We start from the raw sequence: 19,858 nt of genomic DNA on the forward strand, positions 1-19,858 counted from the left end.
AATCCCGCTCAAAAGGCGGGATTTTTTATTTTTTCTCTTCAGCATCTTTCATTCGTTTCATGCGATATTGTAAACTTTGTCTTTTCAAACCAAGCTCTTTTGCAGTTTTTGAGACATTACCACCAAAGAATTCAAGGGCTTTGACTACATAATAGTCTTCCACTTCACGGATATATTGATCGAGTGGACGAAGGTCTTTTACTGTCTGCACGATAAATAATTCACTTTGCACACTATTTTCCTGACGATGAATGTCTTGCACCTTCCATCGGAAATAAGCCGGTAACATCTCGTAAGTAATACTCTCTTCTGTAGTGATAAGAGATGCTATTTCGTCTAATAACACTTCTAATTCCTTCAAGTTTCCTGGCCAATCATAAGACAAAAATATTTCTTCGACTTCTAGTGCAAGACCTTTTACAAAGGATCCGTAGTCTTGTCGATGCCTCGAAAAGTAATCATTCACGAAGGGCATAATATCTTCTTTTCTTTCTCTGATTGATGGAACACGGATTGTAAGTGATGAGAAGAAAAAGTATAGACTTTTCGATAGCTTGCCATCACTTATTAGTTCAATTGGGTCGCCACCAATACTAGCTATAAATACGTGATTTTTTGTTTCATGGATTTTCAATAATTCTACGATTCTTTCCTGTGCTGACATTGATAAATATTCAATCCGTTCACCGAAAAACGTAATGTTATGATGCTCGGTTATATATTTTTCTAACTGTGCAATTACCGCTTCTTCGTCTCTTCTACATATGAGCGTTATAAATTGTTCGTTGGGTACAGAAAGTGAGTGGTGGATTCCTTCAGCGATCATATCCTTACCCGTTCCTGATTCCCCGATAAGCATTACAGAAATGCGACTAGTCGCAGCTATTTTTGCAGTTGAAATTACATTTTTCATCGATGCTGAAACAGCTGTGATTGTTTCAAATGTTAAAGGTTGACCATAACGTCGGAGTGGCTGATACATCATGAATTCTTGTGTAGAAATATCTCTCGCAAATTCAACGGCTCCAAGAATTCGCCCTTCTTTTTCAATCGGCAAAATATTATTGATGGTCGTAATCTCCTGCCCTTTTCGATTCCAAAATGTTTTTTTATGATTTCGAATAGGTTGACCTTTATGTAACACTTGAAGCAATAAACTCTCTTCAGCTTCAAAATTTATAATTTCCCTTGCAGAGCGTTTTTTAACCTCCTCATCTGTTATGCCCTCAAGCTCTTTCATTTTTTTATTATAAATTACCGGCATTCCATTGGCATCGATTGCACTAATGCCGATATCACTCATTTCTGTAATAAATTCATACACTTGAAGCAGACCATTTAATTCCAATTTTATATGCCCCTTTAAGTTTTTTATAATTTTTTGAATATTTTTATTGTAATATGCCAAATGATATTGCATTATTATATATATACTTTTCAGAAAAGTGCAAACTCATTTTGCACCTTACAACATAGGGGGAGAAAAAATAATGATTCCATACAAACATGAACCATTTACAGATTTCACTTCGCAAGAGCATGCAGATGCATATCAAACTGCATTAAAACAAGTTAAAGAGCAATTAGGACAAGAATATCCTTTAATCATAAACGGTGAAAAAGTAACAACTGAGCAAAAAATCTCATCTTACAATCCTGCTAAGAAATCAGAATTAGTTGGTGTTGTATCAAAAGCTGACCAAGAATTAGCTGAAAAAGCAATGCAAGCTGCACATACTGCCTTTGGGGAATGGCAATATACGCCCGCTGAAGTAAGAGCTGATATTTTATTTAAAGCAGCTGCAATCATTCGCCGTCGTAAACACGAATTCTCTGCTTGGTTAACATTCGAAGCTGGTAAACCATGGAACGAAGCTGATGCTGATACTGCAGAAGCAATCGATTTCCTTGAGTATTATGGTCGCCAAATGTTAGCGATTAAAGATGGTCAACCAGTTGAAAGTCGCGTTGGCGAATTTAACCGTTATGACTACATTCCGTTAGGTGTTGGTGTTATCATCTCTCCTTGGAACTTCCCATTTGCAATCATGGCTGGTACTACTGTAGCAGCAGTTGTAACTGGTAACACTGTACTTTTAAAACCTGCTTCAACTACACCAGTTGTTGCTTACAAATTCATTGAAGTATTAGAAGAAGCTGGACTTCCTGCAGGTGTTGTTAACTACATCCCAGGTTCAGGCGCTGAAGTTGGCGATTATTTAGTAGATCACAAGCTTACTCGTTTCATCAGCTTCACTGGTTCTCGTGATGTTGGTCTTCGTATCAATCAACGTGCTTCTGTAGTAAATGAAGGACAAATTTGGATTAAACGTGTTATCGCTGAAATGGGCGGTAAAGATACGATTGTAGTAGATAAAGAGGCTGATTTAGAATTAGCTGCTCAATCTATCGTTAAATCTGCATTCGGCTTTAGTGGTCAAAAATGTTCAGCATGTTCACGTGTTGTCATTGTAGATGAAGTTTATGATGAAGTAGTAGCACGTGTTGAGGAATTAACAAAAGCATTACAAGTAGGTAATCCAGAAGATCCTACTAACTATACTGGACCAGTTATTGATGAAGCTGCATTCAATAAAATTACTAGCTACATCGAAATTGGTAAAGAAGAAGGTCGCTTAATCGCTGGTGGTACTGCTGACCAATCAGAAGGTTATTTCGTTCAGCCAACAGTATTTGCAGATGTATCTCCTGAAGCACGTATTATGAAAGAAGAAATCTTCGGACCAGTTGTAGCTATTTCTAAAGCTTCTAATTTCGAAGAAGCAATCGCAATTGCTAATGATACTGAATATGGTTTAACTGGAGCTGTCATTTCAAAAAATCGTACTAACATCGAATACGCACGTCAACGCTTCCACGTTGGTAACTTGTACTTCAACCGTGGCTGTACTGGTGCTATCGTAGGATACCAACCATTCGGTGGTTTCAACATGTCAGGTACAGATTCAAAAGCTGGCGGTCCTGATTATTTACAGCTTCATATGCAAGCAAAAACAACTTCAGAAACACTATAATTTTTTCTACAATATAAATAGAAGAAACTCGACTATTTTTACGCTCGACGTGTGATAATTCATGCGTCGGGTTTTTGTTTTACATAAAATTATTAATGATTAGGATTGCCCCAAAGTTTTGTGAAGTGGAAAAATTATTATGATATTTCCGTTGTAATTTGTATTTAAAAATAAAAATAACTTGAGTAATAGTAACATTTGTACTATCGTTCAAGTTATTTTAGAATTATCCATTATTTAGTGTTCAGGATACTAATGTAATCAATGAGATTTCAACATATTATTATTTTCATAAAATTCCAATTTATTACAAATATATTTTATCGCGTAGATTGGATTAATCAGTCTTGAGCTCCAGTTTCACATTCCTATTTTTCATATCTAAACTCATCTTGATTAGTTCATCTCTTTCAATCATCCGGACATGATTCTTTTTTGCGAGTATTAAGGCTTGTTTTGTATATGTACTATTCGTAATTACCCAAGCTACTGTTGCATTGTACATCTTAATAGCTGGGATTATCTCCTGTACTGCTTTAACACCGACTGTTTGCTTATATCGCTTTGCTTGTACAACAATAACTTGCTGTTCTTTTTTTAATATTAGATCTGCTCCATAGTCTCCAGTTGTAGATGTATAAGACACTTTGTAGCCTTGGCTCTTAAATATTGTACCAACATATTCCTCAAATTGTCTTCCAGTCATCTTATCGATTTCTTGTATCCCAGATTCCTTCATCTTCTTGTTAAACCTAATAGATCTCCAAATCGAGAATATTATAATAACAATAATATATAATCCAACTGCAACAAAAACACCCGTCAAAGTGTTAGTAGTAAACCAGCCGATTATCGCCGCTATAAGTACTAAGAGTCCCATTAATTCATCCATCATTTTTTGTTCCTTTTTCGTACGATTCCGCATTAAAACCCCTCCCATTAAATCTATTAACAACCCACTTTGATATACCTATTATACCTTAAAATGTAATTTTATTATATTTAATCATTATTATATAACTATTAAACATTCACTGAAACTATTAATTAGATGTAATAGCACCTCAACTAATCTCTGAAATATCTAATTTTTCATTTTATATTGACAATTATTTTTCAAGCTGATAAGCTATAAAACATATCCAAATTCGATGAAGAGAATAAGTACGAATGGACACTTAATCTATAGAGAGTCGACGCTTGCTGAAAGTCGATGTTTAAGTCCTTTTCTGAAATCATCTCCGAGAAGCAAAATTGAACCTGATGTAAATTTTGCCGGCAAATCCTCCGTTACCTTGGGATCACGTATGATAGTACGGTGGCTGAGTGCTGGATTTTTTGTGAACACAAAATTCCGGAATTAGGGTGGTATCGCGAGTAATCTCGTCCCTTTTTATAGGGGCGAGTTTTTTTTGTGCCTATTTTCACTGAATATGGATTACTATTTTGAAGGAGTGAATGAAATGAAAAAATCAACAACTTTATTTATTGGATTAATGTTATTCTCAATGTTCTTCGGAGCCGGTAATCTTATTTTCCCACCGTTTTTAGGCGCTAATGCAGGAACAAACTTTCCACTCGCAATTACTGGTTTTATCGTAACTGCTGTCGGTCTTCCTCTACTTGTATTAACAGCTCTATCTTTTGTTGAAGGAGGAGTACGTTCACTAGCAAGTCGCATTCATCCTATTTTCGGAATCGTATTTACCATCATCGTATATTTATCAATCGGACCATTTCTTGCTATCCCACGTAATGCAACACTTGCATACGAAATGGGGTTAAAACCTTTTATATCTGATTCTCCTTTTGCGCTAATAGGCTTTACGGCTTTATTTTTCCTTTTAGTATTTTTAGTTAGCTTAAATCAAAGTAAAATGATGGATCTTATGGGCAAGATCATTACACCACTTCTTTTACTTAGCATGGTAATTTTAGTTGTAGTAGGTTTTGTTCGTTTACAAGATGGTGCATTAGCTCCTACAACAACAGAGTATGCTCAATCCCCTTTCCTAAAAGGTTTTTTAGAAGGATATAACACAATGGATGCACTAGCTGCACTTGCATTCGGTATTGTTATACTGACAACGCTAAAGCAACAAGGAGCTACTGAAGGTAAAATGCTTCGAAGAGAAATGCTGAAAGCGGGTCTTTTAGCCGGATCTTTACTTGCTGTTGTATATTGCTCACTAGGCTATATTGGTGTGAAAATGGCAGGAACAAGTACATTTGAAAACGGTAGTGACCTTCTATCTTCTGCTTCCTATTTATTGTTCGGACAATGGGGCAACTTATTATTAGGTATTATTTTCGTTCTCGCTTGCTTTACTACATGTGTTGGATTGGTGTCTGCTTGTTCAAACTATTTCAATTCATTAGTTCCTAAATTCAGTTATAAGAAAATATCTCTATTCTTTTCATTGATTGGTTTCGGGTTAGCTAATTTCGGACTTAGTACAATTTTATTGGTAAGCGTTCCTTTTTTAGTTGCTGCTTACTCATTAACAATTGTCTTGATCGTGATTTCTCTTTTCCATCCGTTATTCAAAGGTTCTTCATATGTTTATGTTTCAGCAATGACACTTACTGGAATCGTTGCACTATATGACGGACTAAAAGCATTTGGCTTCACGTTTGGTGTAGTAGATAAATATATGAGCTATCTTCCATTTGCTGATCTTGGATTGGGATGGATTATTCCTGCAATTGTCGGGACTGCTATTGGTTTTTGTATTTATCTTATTAAAGGCGAATCTTCGGTGATTGTTTCGAAGCCTGTTGAGAAGTGATTTTTTATAGTAGGGACTACCCGCAGTTAGTTGGGTAGTTTTTTTTTGTAGATGGATATAGAAAGTAGGTTGGGTTTCGATTGTTGCGCTATGTGCGGAGATTGTTGCGCAAACTCGGCTGTTTGTTGCGTTAAGTGCGTTGTTTGTTGCACTATCTCTGTTGTTTGTTGCACTAACTCGTCCGTTTGTTATTTAGCAGAATATTCACATCCTTACATTTAGTATTTTTATGGTTTTTGGGCATAAAAAAACCAGCTTTTGCTGGTTTTATTTTTTTAATAACGGTTGATTATAATCATAGTAATGCACACGCGATTTCGTGCTCTCTATCGAGACACCACATGTGCAAATCATACCTGGAATTAAATTTTCGGGTTGTAGGTTGTATTTTTGACATAAGGGGAAGGGATTATAGGGCTTGATTTGTGACTTTAGTTGATTGCAAAGTAAACGGAATTCTTCAACGTTGTGTTTGTGTGGGAGAGAATTAAGCTGTTCTAGAAAGATGGAGATTTCTTTATTGAACAGTAATTGCACTTTCTTGGGGCGTATAAATGTGTTGGTGTTTGGCATGATAATTTTATAGTATATCGGGATTTCATATTTGTTATTTTGGAGCCAATATTTCAGGCTACTTACTGCACGGATAATTTGACTTTGGGGACACTCGTATATTCGCTTTTCACCATCTACTATTTGGACTAATTGATATGGATTTTCGTGAAATCGTAGTACCCCTCGCATATTTTTCACTTCAAATATGCAAATGTAGCTCGGAGTAATAATGAGAGAGTCTATTTGCACAAAGCGAAATTTTGAAACTTGTAATTCAACATTAGGAACATAGATATATGGCAGTTTGAAATGAGTTTCTTGGACGAAATGGTCGACACGCAATTCTCCTTTATAGCCTGCTAAAATACGCTCGGAGTCTTGCCGTATACTGTTGATGGCTTGATGATGTGTGGTCGGGACTCGATAAAGGAGCCGATTGAGTGCTTGAATTTGTAGTGGAACGGGTCTTATAATAATGATGAAGATTCACTCCCTCTCAACTATAGTTAGATAGAATCTATCATAATATGGAAAATATTTCAATAGAGATTTGAGGTGAGTTGGGGTTTGTTGCACTAATCCGGCTGTTTGTTGCGCTAACTCGCCTCTTTGTTATTTAGCAGAATATTCACGTCCTTTTAGGTACCTTTTTCTTCGTTTTCAAGTACATTGAGGCTGGGATAATCTCAATTTTGATATTCGCTGGTATTTCTGGATTGGATTGCAGCAGATTTTAATGCCGATCGAATTTAGGGATTTGTTGCACTAACTTAATCGTTTGTTGCGCTAAGCGCTTTGTTTGTTGCACTATCTCACTCGTTTGTTGCGCTAACTCACCTCTTTGTTATTTAGCAGAATATTCACGTCTTTAGAGGCTTTCATTCGCCCCTAAAGACATCAATGATTTTACGTTTCTTTAACTGGAGGGTAAAGTTGGACTTTTTTCATTTTGGAGTAGTGAGCGATTGGGTAATTTTCTTTGGCATCATAGTTTAAATAAGAAGCGATTGAATTTTCATGGATGGTGTATGCGGCTTTTTGCAGCGTCCATGGTTGGTGGGCGTTGTCTACTCTAAGTAACTGGTCGTCTATTTTTGTCCAGCAATGATAACGTTCGCTTAGCCAGCACTCGAGTTGACTACGTTCAATGGGTCCAGAAATTGGTTCGTATGAAGCTATTAGAGTTTCGTAATTTGTTTCTATTTGTTTGCTTCTACTATAAAAAGTAATAGCTTTTTCGTACTTTTTCAAAGTAATATTCGCATTTCTGAAAGGCATAAAGTTTTTATAATTCACTAGTTTTGTGATTAGTTGATTATTGGCATCTATGCTTAAGAAATATACGCCAGCCTTTTCTTTATAAGTAACGTATGTGCGGACATTTAATTCTAAAAATGAACTGATGCCGGGTATGGATGGTATAAATCTTGGACGATTTTCTTTTACTTGAAAAAATACTAAACTGATCCACGCTTTATTGTCAAAGATCTCGAGTTCGAGTTCTGATGGGATGTATTGACGTATATCTTCAGCGGAAACCGGCCAATGTAGAAATAATATATCGTGCCATTCCTGCGATATGATCCAAGGTCTATTATTCATTTCATAACTCCTTTCAATAACTTCACAATATTTATTATTCCCTTTGATGAATATATTCAAACGATTAAAAAATAAACCCTAAACTCCGAAAAGGTTAGGGTTTCAATACATCTTTAATACGGACCGAGTTTTAAACTGTAGTTATTGTTGCATACTAATCGAAGTACCATCACTTTTAACATATACAGTTCCGTCTCTTGTGACAAAAACTTTTGTTCCTAATTTCTCCAAGGCACTGACTGTTTTTGCTCTTTTCCTTCCACTGGTGATGACAGCGAATTTTGGATTTACCATGCTGTAAAATTCCAATGTATTATCTTCAAATTTCCCATGATGCGGTACTTTTAAAAATGTATGTTCAACTACGCTATGCTTCATTATTTCATCCATGCGTTCTTCTTCTGCATCTGCTGTTAGTAAAAAACTGTTGCTTCCATGCTGAACGCTTACTATAAGTGAATAATCATTTTCTATTTTGTATTTACTTTTTTGAGGTGGGTATACTGTGAATTCAGCGGTACCTGCAGTAAAGGAGTACGTAGCGGTCAAAGCTATAGGCGTGATGTGATTTGCTGTAATGGCATGTTTGTACTCTAGATACTGTATACTGCTCCGCTTATATTTTGGCGTTATAATTTCTTGGACGTCTACACTATTGATGATTGTATCTGCTCCACCAACATGATCTTTATCAAAATGTGTCAAGATTAGGTAATCAATTTTTTCTATATTATGCTTTTCTAAATAATCGACAATTTTTTTGCCATGCTTGTCTTCTCCAGTATCAATCAATATCGTTTTGCCACCCGACATTAAAAGCATGCTGTCAGCTTTCCCAATTTGAAAAATCGTCATATCTAATAATGTTGTCTCACTACTTGCAGCAATTTTCGTGTGGAAAGAGGAGCAACCTATTAAAGTCAGAATGATGAGCATAACTATGTACTGGAACATCAATCTTTTGCCTTTGGACAAATGCTGATTCATACAACCACTCCCCTTTTTTCTTCGAATTAATGTACGTGTAGTATCCTCTAAATGAGTTGAATTATGACGTGAAAAAATCCCCTTATCTAATGATGAGGAGATTTTCGTTATTGCTATTGGGACTATTCGTACACTAAATTTTTTTTAGCGAATCGGTATTAGAATTCAGTACATCCTTCACTCTTTGCACGTATGGCTCTTTATCATACGTAAAATAAAGCTGACTAGAGAGCCTTACGGGATCACCAAAGAACAGTCGCTCATACAATGTTTGACGTGTGCCGAAAGAGCTCATAGTCATATCCCAAGCAAGTCGGAATATTTTAACCCGATCTTCTGCCGTATCGGCTTTCGATTGCAAATATTGATCTAGGTCATTTCTTATACTTGATTGGAATGAATTTTCAGTTGGGATTGACATTAACCCACTTGCTCCCAAGGTTTGAATGATTTCAGCAAACCTCGGATAGACCTTAGGAAATACATTTATAGATATTTGTAACGTTGTACGATCTGGTCTCATTATGCCTGACTCATCCAACTTGGCTTCTGCTTCAGACTTCATGACCAGTGCTTTCATTGTTTCTAACGCAACGATAATTTCAGTAGCCTTTTCTTGAACATGTAAGTATTCACCGATATTAATCGTATTGATAATAGACTGTACTACACCCAATACAAACTCAGTTTTCACAATTTGTCTACAGGCTACTTGATGCAACGCAAAAGGTTGAAAAGAACTTGCCATCATAAAATTATTAGCGACACCTAAATTGTTATAATAAAAAACGCGCTCCCAAGGAACTAATACATTATCAAATACTACAATCGTATCCATTTCATCATAACGAGAGCTTAATGGGTAATTAAATGTTGAATCTCCCCCAACAAAAGACTCTCTACATAGAAATTTCAACCCTTCCGTGTTACTTGGTATTGAAAAGGCAAATCCCTTTTCCTCCTCCAACATTCCTGCAGCTGACATCACTAATAATTCGTCAGTTATACCACCCTGTGTTGCGAGCAATCGCGCGCCTTTGACAATAATACCTTCATCGTTACTATCTATTACTCTTGCAGCAATAGGCTCTTTTGTAGTCTCCACATAATATTGCCCTCTATTAACCTGGGGATCCACAAATGTATGTGTCATCGATATATCATTCTCTCGTGCATACTCGTAGAACGCTCGTAAATTTTCAGGAAAGCAGTTTTCTTTCCCTTCTAAAAATTGAGCTGACGATGCAAACGCCATTAACGTTGTATTCATATAATCTGGACTTCTGCCCATCATTCCATTATTTGATTTTGCCCATTGCTGAATCATTTCTCTTCTTTTAGCTAAATCCGCTTTCGTTTTAGGTTGTAGATAAGACAGACCTACTGGATTTCCAGTAGATGGTGATGGATATGTGAGGATACTTTTTAATGAATTATCATGCTGCATTTCATATAATGCTGCCTGACTCTTCATGATTCCATTGAATGCAGGGTGCTCGGAAATATTACCTGTCACTTGCTTACCATCAACCCAAACATTTGTTTTCAACTTGTTAATTCGGTCAATATATTGTTTGCCGGTTATTGCTGTCATACGCACACTCCTAAATTATACTCACTAAAGGTGAAATAGCTGTTTGATTCAACTATTTCTTTAGTCATATTTTATGAGTATGACCTAACTATTGTTACTGCCCGATTAAGGCACTCCAAATTGCATTAGATTTTAAAAAGAGAAAAACATTCAAAGGGAAATTATTCACAACAAAAAAATCCCCTCAACCGAAGTTAAGGGGACCTCTTCAAATTAGTGCTTTATTTTGTTTTTTTCCAATGATATTGTTGTCCTACACGTTTCACTTCATAACCTTTTAATCCGTTTACCTTATAATCGCCAAGGTAAAGCATTTTATCATCAGTGTAAAGTGCTACTTCTTCATCCAGTTTGTTTTCTCCAGAGAAATTAGCGATGATAGTAGCTTCCTCTTTTTGCGCTATTAAGCCAATACCTGCCCAAATATTAGTATCTGTGTGTACATCTTTGAAGTTGACAGTGATGTCGCCTACTCCATTATGATTCACATAAATGCCAGCTTTTTTACTACCTGTTACTGTTACGTTATCAAGTGTTGCATTGTCACCGTAAATTTCAACTAGGTTGTCATTATGAGTTCCTGTAATAGTGATGTTTTTTAACGTGACATCTTTTTCTTGGATGAATACGCCATCAGCTGTGTTGTTTCCTCCTGGTGATACTGTATGAACAGCTAATTCATTACCTGCTCCATCAATTGTCACTCCAGCTTTTGGTGCTACTGGTGTTGTTGATGTAATGTTTGCTGTAAGTTTAATTGTTTTTACTTTTTCATTTGCTAGAGCTTTTGAAAGTTCTTCTTCATTTGATACAAATGCTTTTGTTTCATAGATCCATTTATCTTGTGAAGCAATCTCTGTTTTTACAAAGTTTTCTAAACCGTTCACTTCATAAGTTCCTGCATATTTAGTACCTTTTTCTGAATAAACCGCTACATCTTCACCAAAAGTATTATTGCCTGAGAAGTTAGCAATAACTTTAGAATCTGCTTTTTGTGCTGCTAAGCCAATACCTGCATTCCAACCATTATCAGTTGTATGAACACCATTAAAATTAACTGTAAGTGTTTTTACTCCATCATTATTTACGTAAATACCCGCTTTTTTACCACCAGAAACTGTTACGTTTTCAAGTGTTGCATTGTCACTGTAAATTTCGATTAGGTTGTCGGTATGAGTTCCTGTTACTGTAATATTTTTTAATGTTACGTTGTCTTGTTGGATGTATAAACCATCAGCTGTGTTATTACCTTCAGGAGATAAAGTATTGATAGCTATTTTATTACCTGCACCGTCGATTGTCACTCCAGCTTTTGGTGCTACAGGAGTTGTCGTTGTAATGTCTGCTGTTAATGTAATAGATTTTACTTGGTCATTTGCTAAAGCTGTAGTTAATTCCTCAACTGTTGCTACTTTTTCAGCTAGGTCGATTGCATCTAAACGTGTTTGTAATGCTGTTTTTACTTCGCCATCTTCTAATGCTGTTAACAAGTTTTGTGCAACTGCTACTTCTGCAATTGTTTTGCTTGTTTCAGCTTTTTCTACTGCATTTGTAGCTTTTTCTACCGCATTTAAAATTTGGATACCATCTTTAACATTAATCGTCTTACCGTCTGGTGTTTTGATTAATCCATTTGCAAGTGTTGAACCGTTGTACCATTTTTCGTTAAATTCTACGACACCTTTGTTTAGTTTACTGCCGTTATACAATTTTCCAGCGTATAATGCTAAACCTTTATTTAATTTACTGCCATTATACAATTCTTCTTTGTATAGTTTTAAACCTTTGTTTAGCTCGCCTTTAACGTAAAGACTACCAGTTGATGTACGGATACCTGTTAGTAAATTACCTTTTGAGTAGTATTTACTTTTATATGAACCTGTTCCTTTTACACCGTTTTTATAGTAAACGCCTGATTTTAAACCTGAGTATAGTTTACCTTTTGAGTAATACTTACTTTTATATGTACCTGATGCTTTAACACCGTCTTTATAGTAATTGCCTGATTTTAAGCCTGTATATTTTTTACCTTTTGAATAGTATTTCCCTTTATATGTACCTGATGCTTTTTTACCTTGTTTATAGTAAACACCTGATTTTAAGCCATTTAATAGTTTACCGTCTTTGTAAACTTTACCATTGTATGTTTTATATCCGCTGATCTTTTTACCAGTTGTTTTTGAGATTAAATATCCTTTTGATACTTTATAGCTAGCTGCTTCAGCGACATTTGCTGGAGTTCCTAATACTGCTGCTGTTAATACTGTTGCCCCTAAAGCTAATGTTGCTATAGGTTTAATGAATTTCATACTATGTTTTTCCATCGATAATTCCCCCAATTAGATTATATAATTAGTAATTTCATCTATAAATTGATATTGAATTGAAATTTACTAGTCCTATTATCCAACAAAACAATGATAAAATCCACATGTTTTTAAAATAAATATAATCCATTAGTATTAACTAATAATACTTTTTTGTCATTACAATTTATCACGAATGAAAAATAACCGCATTTACCAATTACTATACAACTACCAAATACTGTATAATCAAATTTTATATACCACTTTTCATCTTCGAAAAACATTCATTTTAAAAGTAAAAAAACCCCCTAATAGAGCATATGGAGGTTTACTTTTTAATACTTCTATTGTTTTTACATTCTTTTTCACTAATTACATAGTATTAGGATTCTTCCAGTCATTTTATGTATTAGTAATCGTACAATTTTATAATGGAGACTTATTATTTCCACCTACTTAGATTGCATGATTGTCTTACTTTTCGTTTGTTCTTCGTCTTGTAATAAAATGATGGTGGGTTTTAAACCCTTTCCATTCTTTCATATGCATATGTAAGTCTTTTCGTTGAAGTCTCGTTTCAGTTGTTTCCATATCAAAAGTAGAATTGGTCTTCATAGTGTCATCAACAATAAATATTACCGGGAATTGAAATAATTTTCGAACTAAATATATCATTCTCTGCTCATTTCGATCTGCCTCAATTATATGCACCGTTATTTCACTAAAATCGATTATTTCTTCCCCTTGATAATAGTACTTCACTTCTCCCATCTCCTTTTAGAAATTTTATCCCCTCTCTTAATTTATCATAAATAGGAAAAATTAACCATTAATTATGTATAATATTTTTAAATCCTCCTTTATCAGTAGGCATAATGATGCTATTTTTAACTCTTTGAAAACAAAGCCCCCCAAACCTAAGTGTTTGAAGGGCTTTGTGAGTAATCAATTATTTATAATCCATTGAACTTTACATTGAATTCTTTTTCTAAATCTGATTGTTTAGTATAACCTGCTCCTGCAGGGCGTTTTTCTAGGATGTATTTTGCAATTTCTCTACTTTTCACAACATCTAGACTACTTAATTTATCCTTTAAAGTGTCCATTTCATATAGTGTGGAAAGCATCCCATCAATATCTGTTACACTATTAGCTCTTTCAAAAGGAGTTGCTTGATCCAAAACTTTTAAAGTAGCGATCGCAGGTACGATGAGACTATCTGATGAAGTTGCTTCGATATTCACTATATCCGCAAGGTTTGATTTAAGCGTAAATGTGATGCTTCCGTTGTTCCCCATTGTTACTACTTGACTGTTATCTGGACTTTCAGGCGTAATTACTTTATTTATACCATTTGATAACATCACCGTAGCAAATGTTGACTTAAATTCAAACGTAACTGTACTGCCGACTTTAGGTGCATATGGTAGGCCGTTCTGATCTACAGTTTGATAGTTTAGTATCACTGGCATTTCTGCTGAAATTGAAGTTACATCCTCACCATTTGCATTGACGAATTTCATACTAGCGATACTTATGATTGCTTCGTTAAAGTAAGTAAGTGGTGCTGTTTGTTGTAAATCACCAACATCTAGTTGACCAGTTCCCGCGTTAGAAGCTTTATCTATAAATATTGTTGGAATGATATAAGAACCTACTTTTTTATTAATAACTGTAAATGATACAACGCCTTTTTTATCCGTTACTAATGTGTAATTACCGTATCTATCTGGCGTTATTATTTTATTATCTTGGAAGATATACGCTGTTTCTGTGTCACCTTTTAACGCTACTTTAACAGAAATTTTAGCTGGTGCTTTATTGCCCGCTAAGTCTGTTATTGTTGCTACATATTGACGACCACCGAAGTTCGCTGCATATGTATTACCTACTACGACATTTTTTGCAGTCGAAACGTTTGAAGCATTCTCTGTTCCTAGCGCTTCAACATTTAAGATCATCGAATGCTTAATATCAAACTTAACTGTCGATCCTTTTGCTTGTAGTTCTGTCGTATCTAATCTTTCTAATGAATCATTACCATTCGCAAATACTATCGGTGTTATAGATGTACTAGCACCCGTAATTGTAAAAGTTCCTTCGCCTTTAGCATTAACATACACTTTTGCTCCTGCTTGAGTCGTTGCAGTTTGATAAGGTGTTGTCTTATTACTCTCTACAATCTGTGCTTTGCGATTGATCTTATCTGATGTGACATTTAAGTTTTCAGCAAATGTAACATTGACGTATTTGCCTTTTGTATCACTTGACGCATCTACTGGATTAACGTTTACTTTATATACTTTTTTAGAATTGTTGGCTACTGTAGATTCCTTTGTCACATCCGTAATTCTTAAGCGTTCTGAGTCACCCCAATAGACTTTTGTTTCGGATGATTTCACGCCAGAATTTACCGATGAATATGCATATATAGAATCCTGGGTAAAGACATGCTGTATGTAACTATATTTGGCAATACCATTTTCGTCCGTTAGAACTTCGACAGTTGTTTTCTTACTTGTATCCGTTGCATTACCAATTGTAATTGTTATCGGAATATAAGATTTTGGCTGACCATTCTCTACTTCTACTTGCGCCTCAACCGTTACTTGAGAACCTAAAATTCCTTGAAGGGAAGCATTTTTTAATGAGACCTTTGTTGGCATCACAGCAGAGACTCCTACAAATTCTGGTTGTTTAACGCCATCGAGTGCTACTATATACTTTCTGCCACCTTGTTGTGGAGAAGTCTTTAATACAACCACTTTATCATCCGTTGCCTTAATCGAAGCATTCGTCACTGTTAAACCGTCGATGATAAAACGTCCAACATTAATTTCGTTAACCTTTTGTGCATTCTCAAATGTGACTTCAATCGTTGTGTTATTGATTACTTTCACTGCATTAACTGTAGTTGAAACAACAAATCCATTTTTATAAAGTTTTTTAGTCCCCTGATAAAGTACTACACCATTTGCCACAGTACCTTTTACATACAGTTTTCCAGAGGCGCTTTCAATACCTGTAAATTCTTTACCGTTTTGATACAATTTCTTGCCGAATAATCCATTTCCTATTTTACCAGCATTGTAATAGACTTTTTTATAAAGACCTGTTCCTTTTATACCTGCTTTGTAATACGTTTTTTTATAAAGTCCCGTAAATTTTTTACCGTCTTTGTATAATACACTTTTGAAAGATTTATAGCCTTTAACGGCTTTACCTGTCTTTACTGAAACTAATTTACCTTTTGTAATTGTGACAGTCTCAGATTTAGCGAACGCAGTATTGGTAGCTTCCGTTACTGCAAATGACCCTGTTAATATTGCAGCTCCGATTGCGAAAGAAGCTACAGGCTTAACAAATTTCAATCTAAATTTCCCCATTTCAAAAATCCTCCTTAATAGATATCACACTCTACTTTCCATTAAGAATAGTATATCAAAATACCCAATAATAGTATAATAAAGGCATTTTTTATAATTCATGGGTTTTGTTATTAGAATTGATGTTATATTACATAAAAATCATATAAATGTGATACTAATTACGTCTTTTAAGCATTTAACTGCTATTGACCTCAATATATTATTAAAAACAAATTTAAAATCCCCTAACCAAAAAGATTAGGGGATGATTTGTTAAGTGAAATCGTTACTTCTCACTTTGGTATTCTTTTAATAATTCTTTCGCTTTGTTGTTATCTGCCTCTAGTTTTAAACCAGTTTCTACAAGAGGACTTAACGTTGAAACTGCGTTCATTTTGTTACCTTGGTAGAAGTTTTTAATTTCTTCTTGATTGATTGAATATAAGATTGATTGGCGTAATGCTACACTTTTAGACACATCACGGTCTTTCATATTAAAGGCAAGATACGAGACACCATTGCTCTTATTTTGTTGCAATGTAAGCTTGTCGTCTTTCTTCACGATATCGTATTTACTTTCTGGTACGCCATTTAAAATATGAATTTCACCGTTACGTAATGCAGATAATGCACTTTCTGGATCTTGAATAAATTTCACTGTTATTGTTGAAATTTTCGGTTCATAATCTGTGCCTTTCATGTAAGCAGGATTTTTCACAAACTTCGCTTCGTAATCATTTTTAGAAACTAAGATGTAAGGTCCGCTTGCATAAAGAGCATTATTGTAGTCTTTGCCTTCAGTGATTGTTTTTTGATCACCATACGCGATATCTTTGTTGACGTCGTATTTAGCTACATCATATGTGTTAATACTTTCAACTTGTTTTTTAGAAACGATACCAGCAGATTGGTGCGCTAAGTAATTTAGTACTTGTGGGAATGGCTTTTCAGTCGTTACTTTAACAATCTGATATGCACCAGAGCCGTTATTTGCTTTTGTTTTATCTGTTACTAATGTTGAAATCTTTTTATCTAAACCTTTTTCTAGTTGTTCACGAACAGTTGATTGGCCATCTGTTGTTTTTACATCTAATTCTTTTAAGTCACTTACGATAGAAATGTCTTTCATGCTTTCATGAAGACTATACGTACGGTGATCAGGTACAGAGTTTTTGTCTTTAGCACGATCAAGTGAGAATTTTACATCCTCTGCTCCTACGCGCTCACCTGAGTCAGCTGCTTTTTTGTCTTTAACTGATGCAAAATGAATATCATCACGTAATAGGAAATAATAATCTTTACTACCATCTGCAATCGCGTGATTTAACGACAATGAACCATCTGATACAACTTCATCATCATCCGTTAAATTTACTAAACGCACATACATATTTGTATTTAATGTATTGATAGAACCGTCATTTCCTTTTATCGGATCTAACGAAGTTAAAGCACCGATTCCTTGTTGAACAAGTAAAGGTTGTGATGCATTTTTAGCCTTATCTTTGAATGATACTGCTTCCCAAACTGCTGCTCTTGATTTTGGTAAGCGTAAAGTTTTTTCATCGATTACTTGGTTGTTTACGCCTTGCGCTTTATAAGAAGTATATAGTGGAACAATATAAGCTTTATCGAACACTACTAACTGCTCTAAATCTTTATACGTTTGAGTGTATTCTTCTTTTAATTGCGTACTTGCTTTTTCTACTAATTTATCTGCTTCTTCGTCAGCAAATAAAGTATTGTCACCATCAGTTGTAAACAATGAACGAACAGCATAATCAGGATTCCCTGTTACTGTAGTCCATCCACTTAGCGCTAAATCATAGTTACCTGCATCTCTTTGCGCAGTGAAACTACCGTAATCAGGTTGAATGTTTAGTTTTACATTGAATCCATTCTTTGTTAGTTGGTCACGTAGAATATTTAAATCATCTTCACCTGTGCTCATGCCTAAAATTTCAATAGACGTGTTTTTTGTTTCGGAAGATGGTTTTGATTCATCTTTTTTTACATCGGATTTTGTATTAACACATCCTGCTAAAACGAGTACTACTGCTGCTAAAAAAAGCACTAATCTCTTTTTCATTTGAATTCCTCCATACATAATATTTATCAATCCAATTTTGGATCTAAAGCATCTCTTAACCCGTCCCCTAAGAAGTTAAAGGAAAGTACTAATAAAATAATTGCTATCCCTGGGAAAATCGCTAAATAAGGGTTGGTTTCAAGATACATGCTTCCTACTTTTAAAATATTGCCCCACTCTGGAATATGTGGTTCCACGCCTAATCCTAAAAAGCTTAGACTGCTTGTCGCAATAACTGCTCCACCAATTGTTAGGGTTGCTTTGACAATCATCGGAGCAAATGAATTGGGTACTACTTGCTTGAAGATGATTTTCCAATCTGCTTCCCCTAATGCCTTTGCAGCCTCTACAAACTCTAAATTGGATACCATCATGACATTTGCACGCATTGTTCTTGCATAAGTAGGAATGGATCCTACACTTAATGCGATGATTAAATTAACGGTATTTGCACCAAATGCGGCAATAATTGCAATCGCAAGTAAGATACCAGGAACCGCATAAAGAACGTCTAAAATACGCATGATGACGTTGTCAATTGACTTGTTGTAATACCCAGCAACAGCACCTAGGAATCCACCAATAACTAATGGAATAAGTGTTGATACTACACCAACAATTAATGAAATCCGTGCGCCATAAATAATGCGTGAAAATACATCTCGCCCGAAGTTATCCGTGCCAAATGGATTAGCTAAACTTGGCTCTAATAACATGGCTTCATAATTGTTTTCTACAGCAAATTCATAAACAAATGTACCGTAGCTAGCAATTGAAATAGCAAATGTGAAAATTACAAATAGTAAGCCTAGCATCGCTGTGAAATTCTTTGTGATTTTAGACCAAATCTTATTCCACTTTTCAATTGTGGACATATCTCTATTTGTACTTTTTAATAACACGCTATACCCTAAAATAAAACCAAATATATTTCCGGAAAACCCTGTAATGATTAAAGCAATACCTAACCATTTAAATGCAGGTTTAATTTGACGGTCCGTATCTACCTTGCCAAAGATAACTACTGCAACGACATCAAAGATGATTAATAAAATGAATAAAGCCATTGTCAGTAAAAACATGTCTGATACATATGGTTTAAATAGATTTATCAATGATACTGATACAATTAACAATTGAGTCAGCAACATATAGTAAGAAAGCGTATATTCAATAGACGCTTTGCGACGTAACATTCGAAAGGCGAAGGTTGTAGTAAAAACGTTTCCCACTAAAATAGTTAGTAAGTTTACTGCACTCATTAACCTTGTTCTTTTTTGAATATCCCCCGTATTTAGTAAATCTCTTTTCATACAAAATAGAATAATAGCTTGCCAGCATGCTATTACTAAATACGCAATTGTCAAAGAACCCCACACTTTGTTCCATGTTCCCTCTGTAACATCAAAGGCATTCACTAAAAAAACAAGTACTAGCGCAATTGAAATAACTAAAACAAAGAGTGCATGTTTATACTCTTGCGATCGTTTTAAAGCAAAATCCTGTTGTGTTGTCATTTCATACACCTCG

General features: G+C 35.1%; 13 protein-coding genes and 1 other annotated feature. Of the genes, 2 read left to right on the plus strand and 11 right to left on the minus strand.

Annotation, left to right across the window (positions count from 1 at the left end; translation table 11 throughout):
* Positions 1–25: 25 nt before the first annotated feature.
* Positions 26–1,348, minus strand: a complete 1,323-nt coding sequence (locus tag MHH85_RS16825) for a PAS domain S-box protein (RefSeq protein WP_340707815.1) — start codon at positions 1,346–1,348, stop codon at positions 26–28.
* Positions 1,349–1,487: 139 nt separating this feature from the next.
* On the opposite strand from MHH85_RS16825, the gene pruA reads away from it, so the two are divergent.
* On the plus strand, positions 1,488–3,035 hold the full coding sequence (pruA, locus tag MHH85_RS16830; RefSeq protein ID WP_340708192.1) for an L-glutamate gamma-semialdehyde dehydrogenase: 1,548 nt from the start codon (positions 1,488–1,490) through the stop codon (positions 3,033–3,035).
* A 337-nt stretch (positions 3,036–3,372) separates the two neighbouring features.
* Here the strand turns inward: pruA and MHH85_RS16835 are convergent, their stop codons facing one another.
* Positions 3,373–3,960 (minus strand): restriction endonuclease, encoded by a 588-nt coding sequence (locus tag MHH85_RS16835; RefSeq protein ID WP_340707816.1) that lies wholly within the window; start codon positions 3,958–3,960, stop codon positions 3,373–3,375.
* A 217-nt stretch (positions 3,961–4,177) separates the two neighbouring features.
* Positions 4,178–4,429: a binding site (T-box leader), on the plus strand.
* Between the two features lie 69 nt (positions 4,430–4,498).
* Here MHH85_RS16835 and brnQ point away from each other — a divergent pair.
* Positions 4,499–5,824, plus strand: a complete 1,326-nt coding sequence (gene brnQ / locus MHH85_RS16840) for a branched-chain amino acid transport system II carrier protein (RefSeq protein WP_340707817.1) — start codon at positions 4,499–4,501, stop codon at positions 5,822–5,824.
* A gap of 267 nt (positions 5,825–6,091) precedes the next feature.
* Here brnQ and MHH85_RS22310 read toward each other — a convergent pair whose 3' ends face one another.
* From MHH85_RS22310 to MHH85_RS16880, 9 genes are all read right to left on the minus strand, one after another.
* Positions 6,092–6,865, minus strand: coding sequence for a nuclease-related domain-containing protein (locus tag MHH85_RS22310; protein WP_445684128.1), 774 nt, complete (start codon positions 6,863–6,865; stop codon positions 6,092–6,094).
* Between the two features lie 420 nt (positions 6,866–7,285).
* On the minus strand, positions 7,286–7,981 hold the full coding sequence (locus MHH85_RS16845; protein ID WP_340707818.1) for a YqjF family protein: 696 nt from the start codon (positions 7,979–7,981) through the stop codon (positions 7,286–7,288).
* 141 nt (positions 7,982–8,122) lie between these two features.
* Positions 8,123–8,968, minus strand: coding sequence for a ComEC/Rec2 family competence protein (locus MHH85_RS16850; RefSeq protein ID WP_340707819.1), 846 nt, complete (start codon positions 8,966–8,968; stop codon positions 8,123–8,125).
* 133 nt (positions 8,969–9,101) lie between these two features.
* Positions 9,102–10,562: a 4-hydroxyphenylacetate 3-monooxygenase, oxygenase component gene (hpaB, locus tag MHH85_RS16855; protein ID WP_340707820.1), complete on the minus strand. Its 1,461-nt coding sequence runs from the start codon at positions 10,560–10,562 to the stop codon at positions 9,102–9,104.
* Between the two features lie 221 nt (positions 10,563–10,783).
* Positions 10,784–12,886, minus strand: a complete 2,103-nt coding sequence (locus MHH85_RS16860) for a pectate lyase-like adhesive domain-containing protein (RefSeq protein WP_340707821.1) — start codon at positions 12,884–12,886, stop codon at positions 10,784–10,786.
* A gap of 459 nt (positions 12,887–13,345) precedes the next feature.
* Entirely contained in the window at positions 13,346–13,633 is a 288-nt protein-coding gene (locus MHH85_RS16865) for a hypothetical protein (RefSeq protein ID WP_340707822.1), read from the minus strand.
* 191 nt (positions 13,634–13,824) lie between these two features.
* Positions 13,825–16,257 (minus strand): hypothetical protein, encoded by a 2,433-nt coding sequence (locus tag MHH85_RS16870; RefSeq protein ID WP_340707823.1) that lies wholly within the window; start codon positions 16,255–16,257, stop codon positions 13,825–13,827.
* 268 nt (positions 16,258–16,525) lie between these two features.
* Positions 16,526–18,328, minus strand: a complete 1,803-nt coding sequence (locus MHH85_RS16875; RefSeq protein ID WP_340707824.1) for an ABC transporter substrate-binding protein — start codon at positions 18,326–18,328, stop codon at positions 16,526–16,528.
* Positions 18,329–18,354: 26 nt separating this feature from the next.
* Positions 18,355–19,845: an ABC transporter permease gene (locus MHH85_RS16880; protein ID WP_340707825.1), complete on the minus strand. Its 1,491-nt coding sequence runs from the start codon at positions 19,843–19,845 to the stop codon at positions 18,355–18,357.
* Positions 19,846–19,858: the final 13 nt, after the last annotated feature.

It is taken from the genome of Viridibacillus sp. FSL E2-0187, from assembly GCF_038006425.1.
Classification (GTDB): Bacteria; Bacillota; Bacilli; order Bacillales_A; family Planococcaceae; genus Viridibacillus; species Viridibacillus arvi.

Coding starts and splice junctions, on each gene's coding strand:
- MHH85_RS16835 (WP_340707816.1), bottom strand. CDS start 3,960: ATGCGGAATCGTACGAAAAAGGAACAAAAAATGATGGATGAATTAATG.
- brnQ (WP_340707817.1), top strand. CDS start 4,499: ATGAAAAAATCAACAACTTTATTTATTGGATTAATGTTATTCTCAATG.
- MHH85_RS16845 (WP_340707818.1), bottom strand. CDS start 7,981: ATGAATAATAGACCTTGGATCATATCGCAGGAATGGCACGATATATTA.
- MHH85_RS16850 (WP_340707819.1), bottom strand. CDS start 8,968: ATGAATCAGCATTTGTCCAAAGGCAAAAGATTGATGTTCCAGTACATA.
- hpaB (WP_340707820.1), bottom strand. CDS start 10,562: ATGACAGCAATAACCGGCAAACAATATATTGACCGAATTAACAAGTTG.
- MHH85_RS16860 (WP_340707821.1), bottom strand. CDS start 12,886: ATGGAAAAACATAGTATGAAATTCATTAAACCTATAGCAACATTAGCT.
- MHH85_RS16870 (WP_340707823.1), bottom strand. CDS start 16,257: ATGGGGAAATTTAGATTGAAATTTGTTAAGCCTGTAGCTTCTTTCGCA.
- MHH85_RS16875 (WP_340707824.1), bottom strand. CDS start 18,328: ATGAAAAAGAGATTAGTGCTTTTTTTAGCAGCAGTAGTACTCGTTTTA.
- MHH85_RS16880 (WP_340707825.1), bottom strand. CDS start 19,845: ATGACAACACAACAGGATTTTGCTTTAAAACGATCGCAAGAGTATAAA.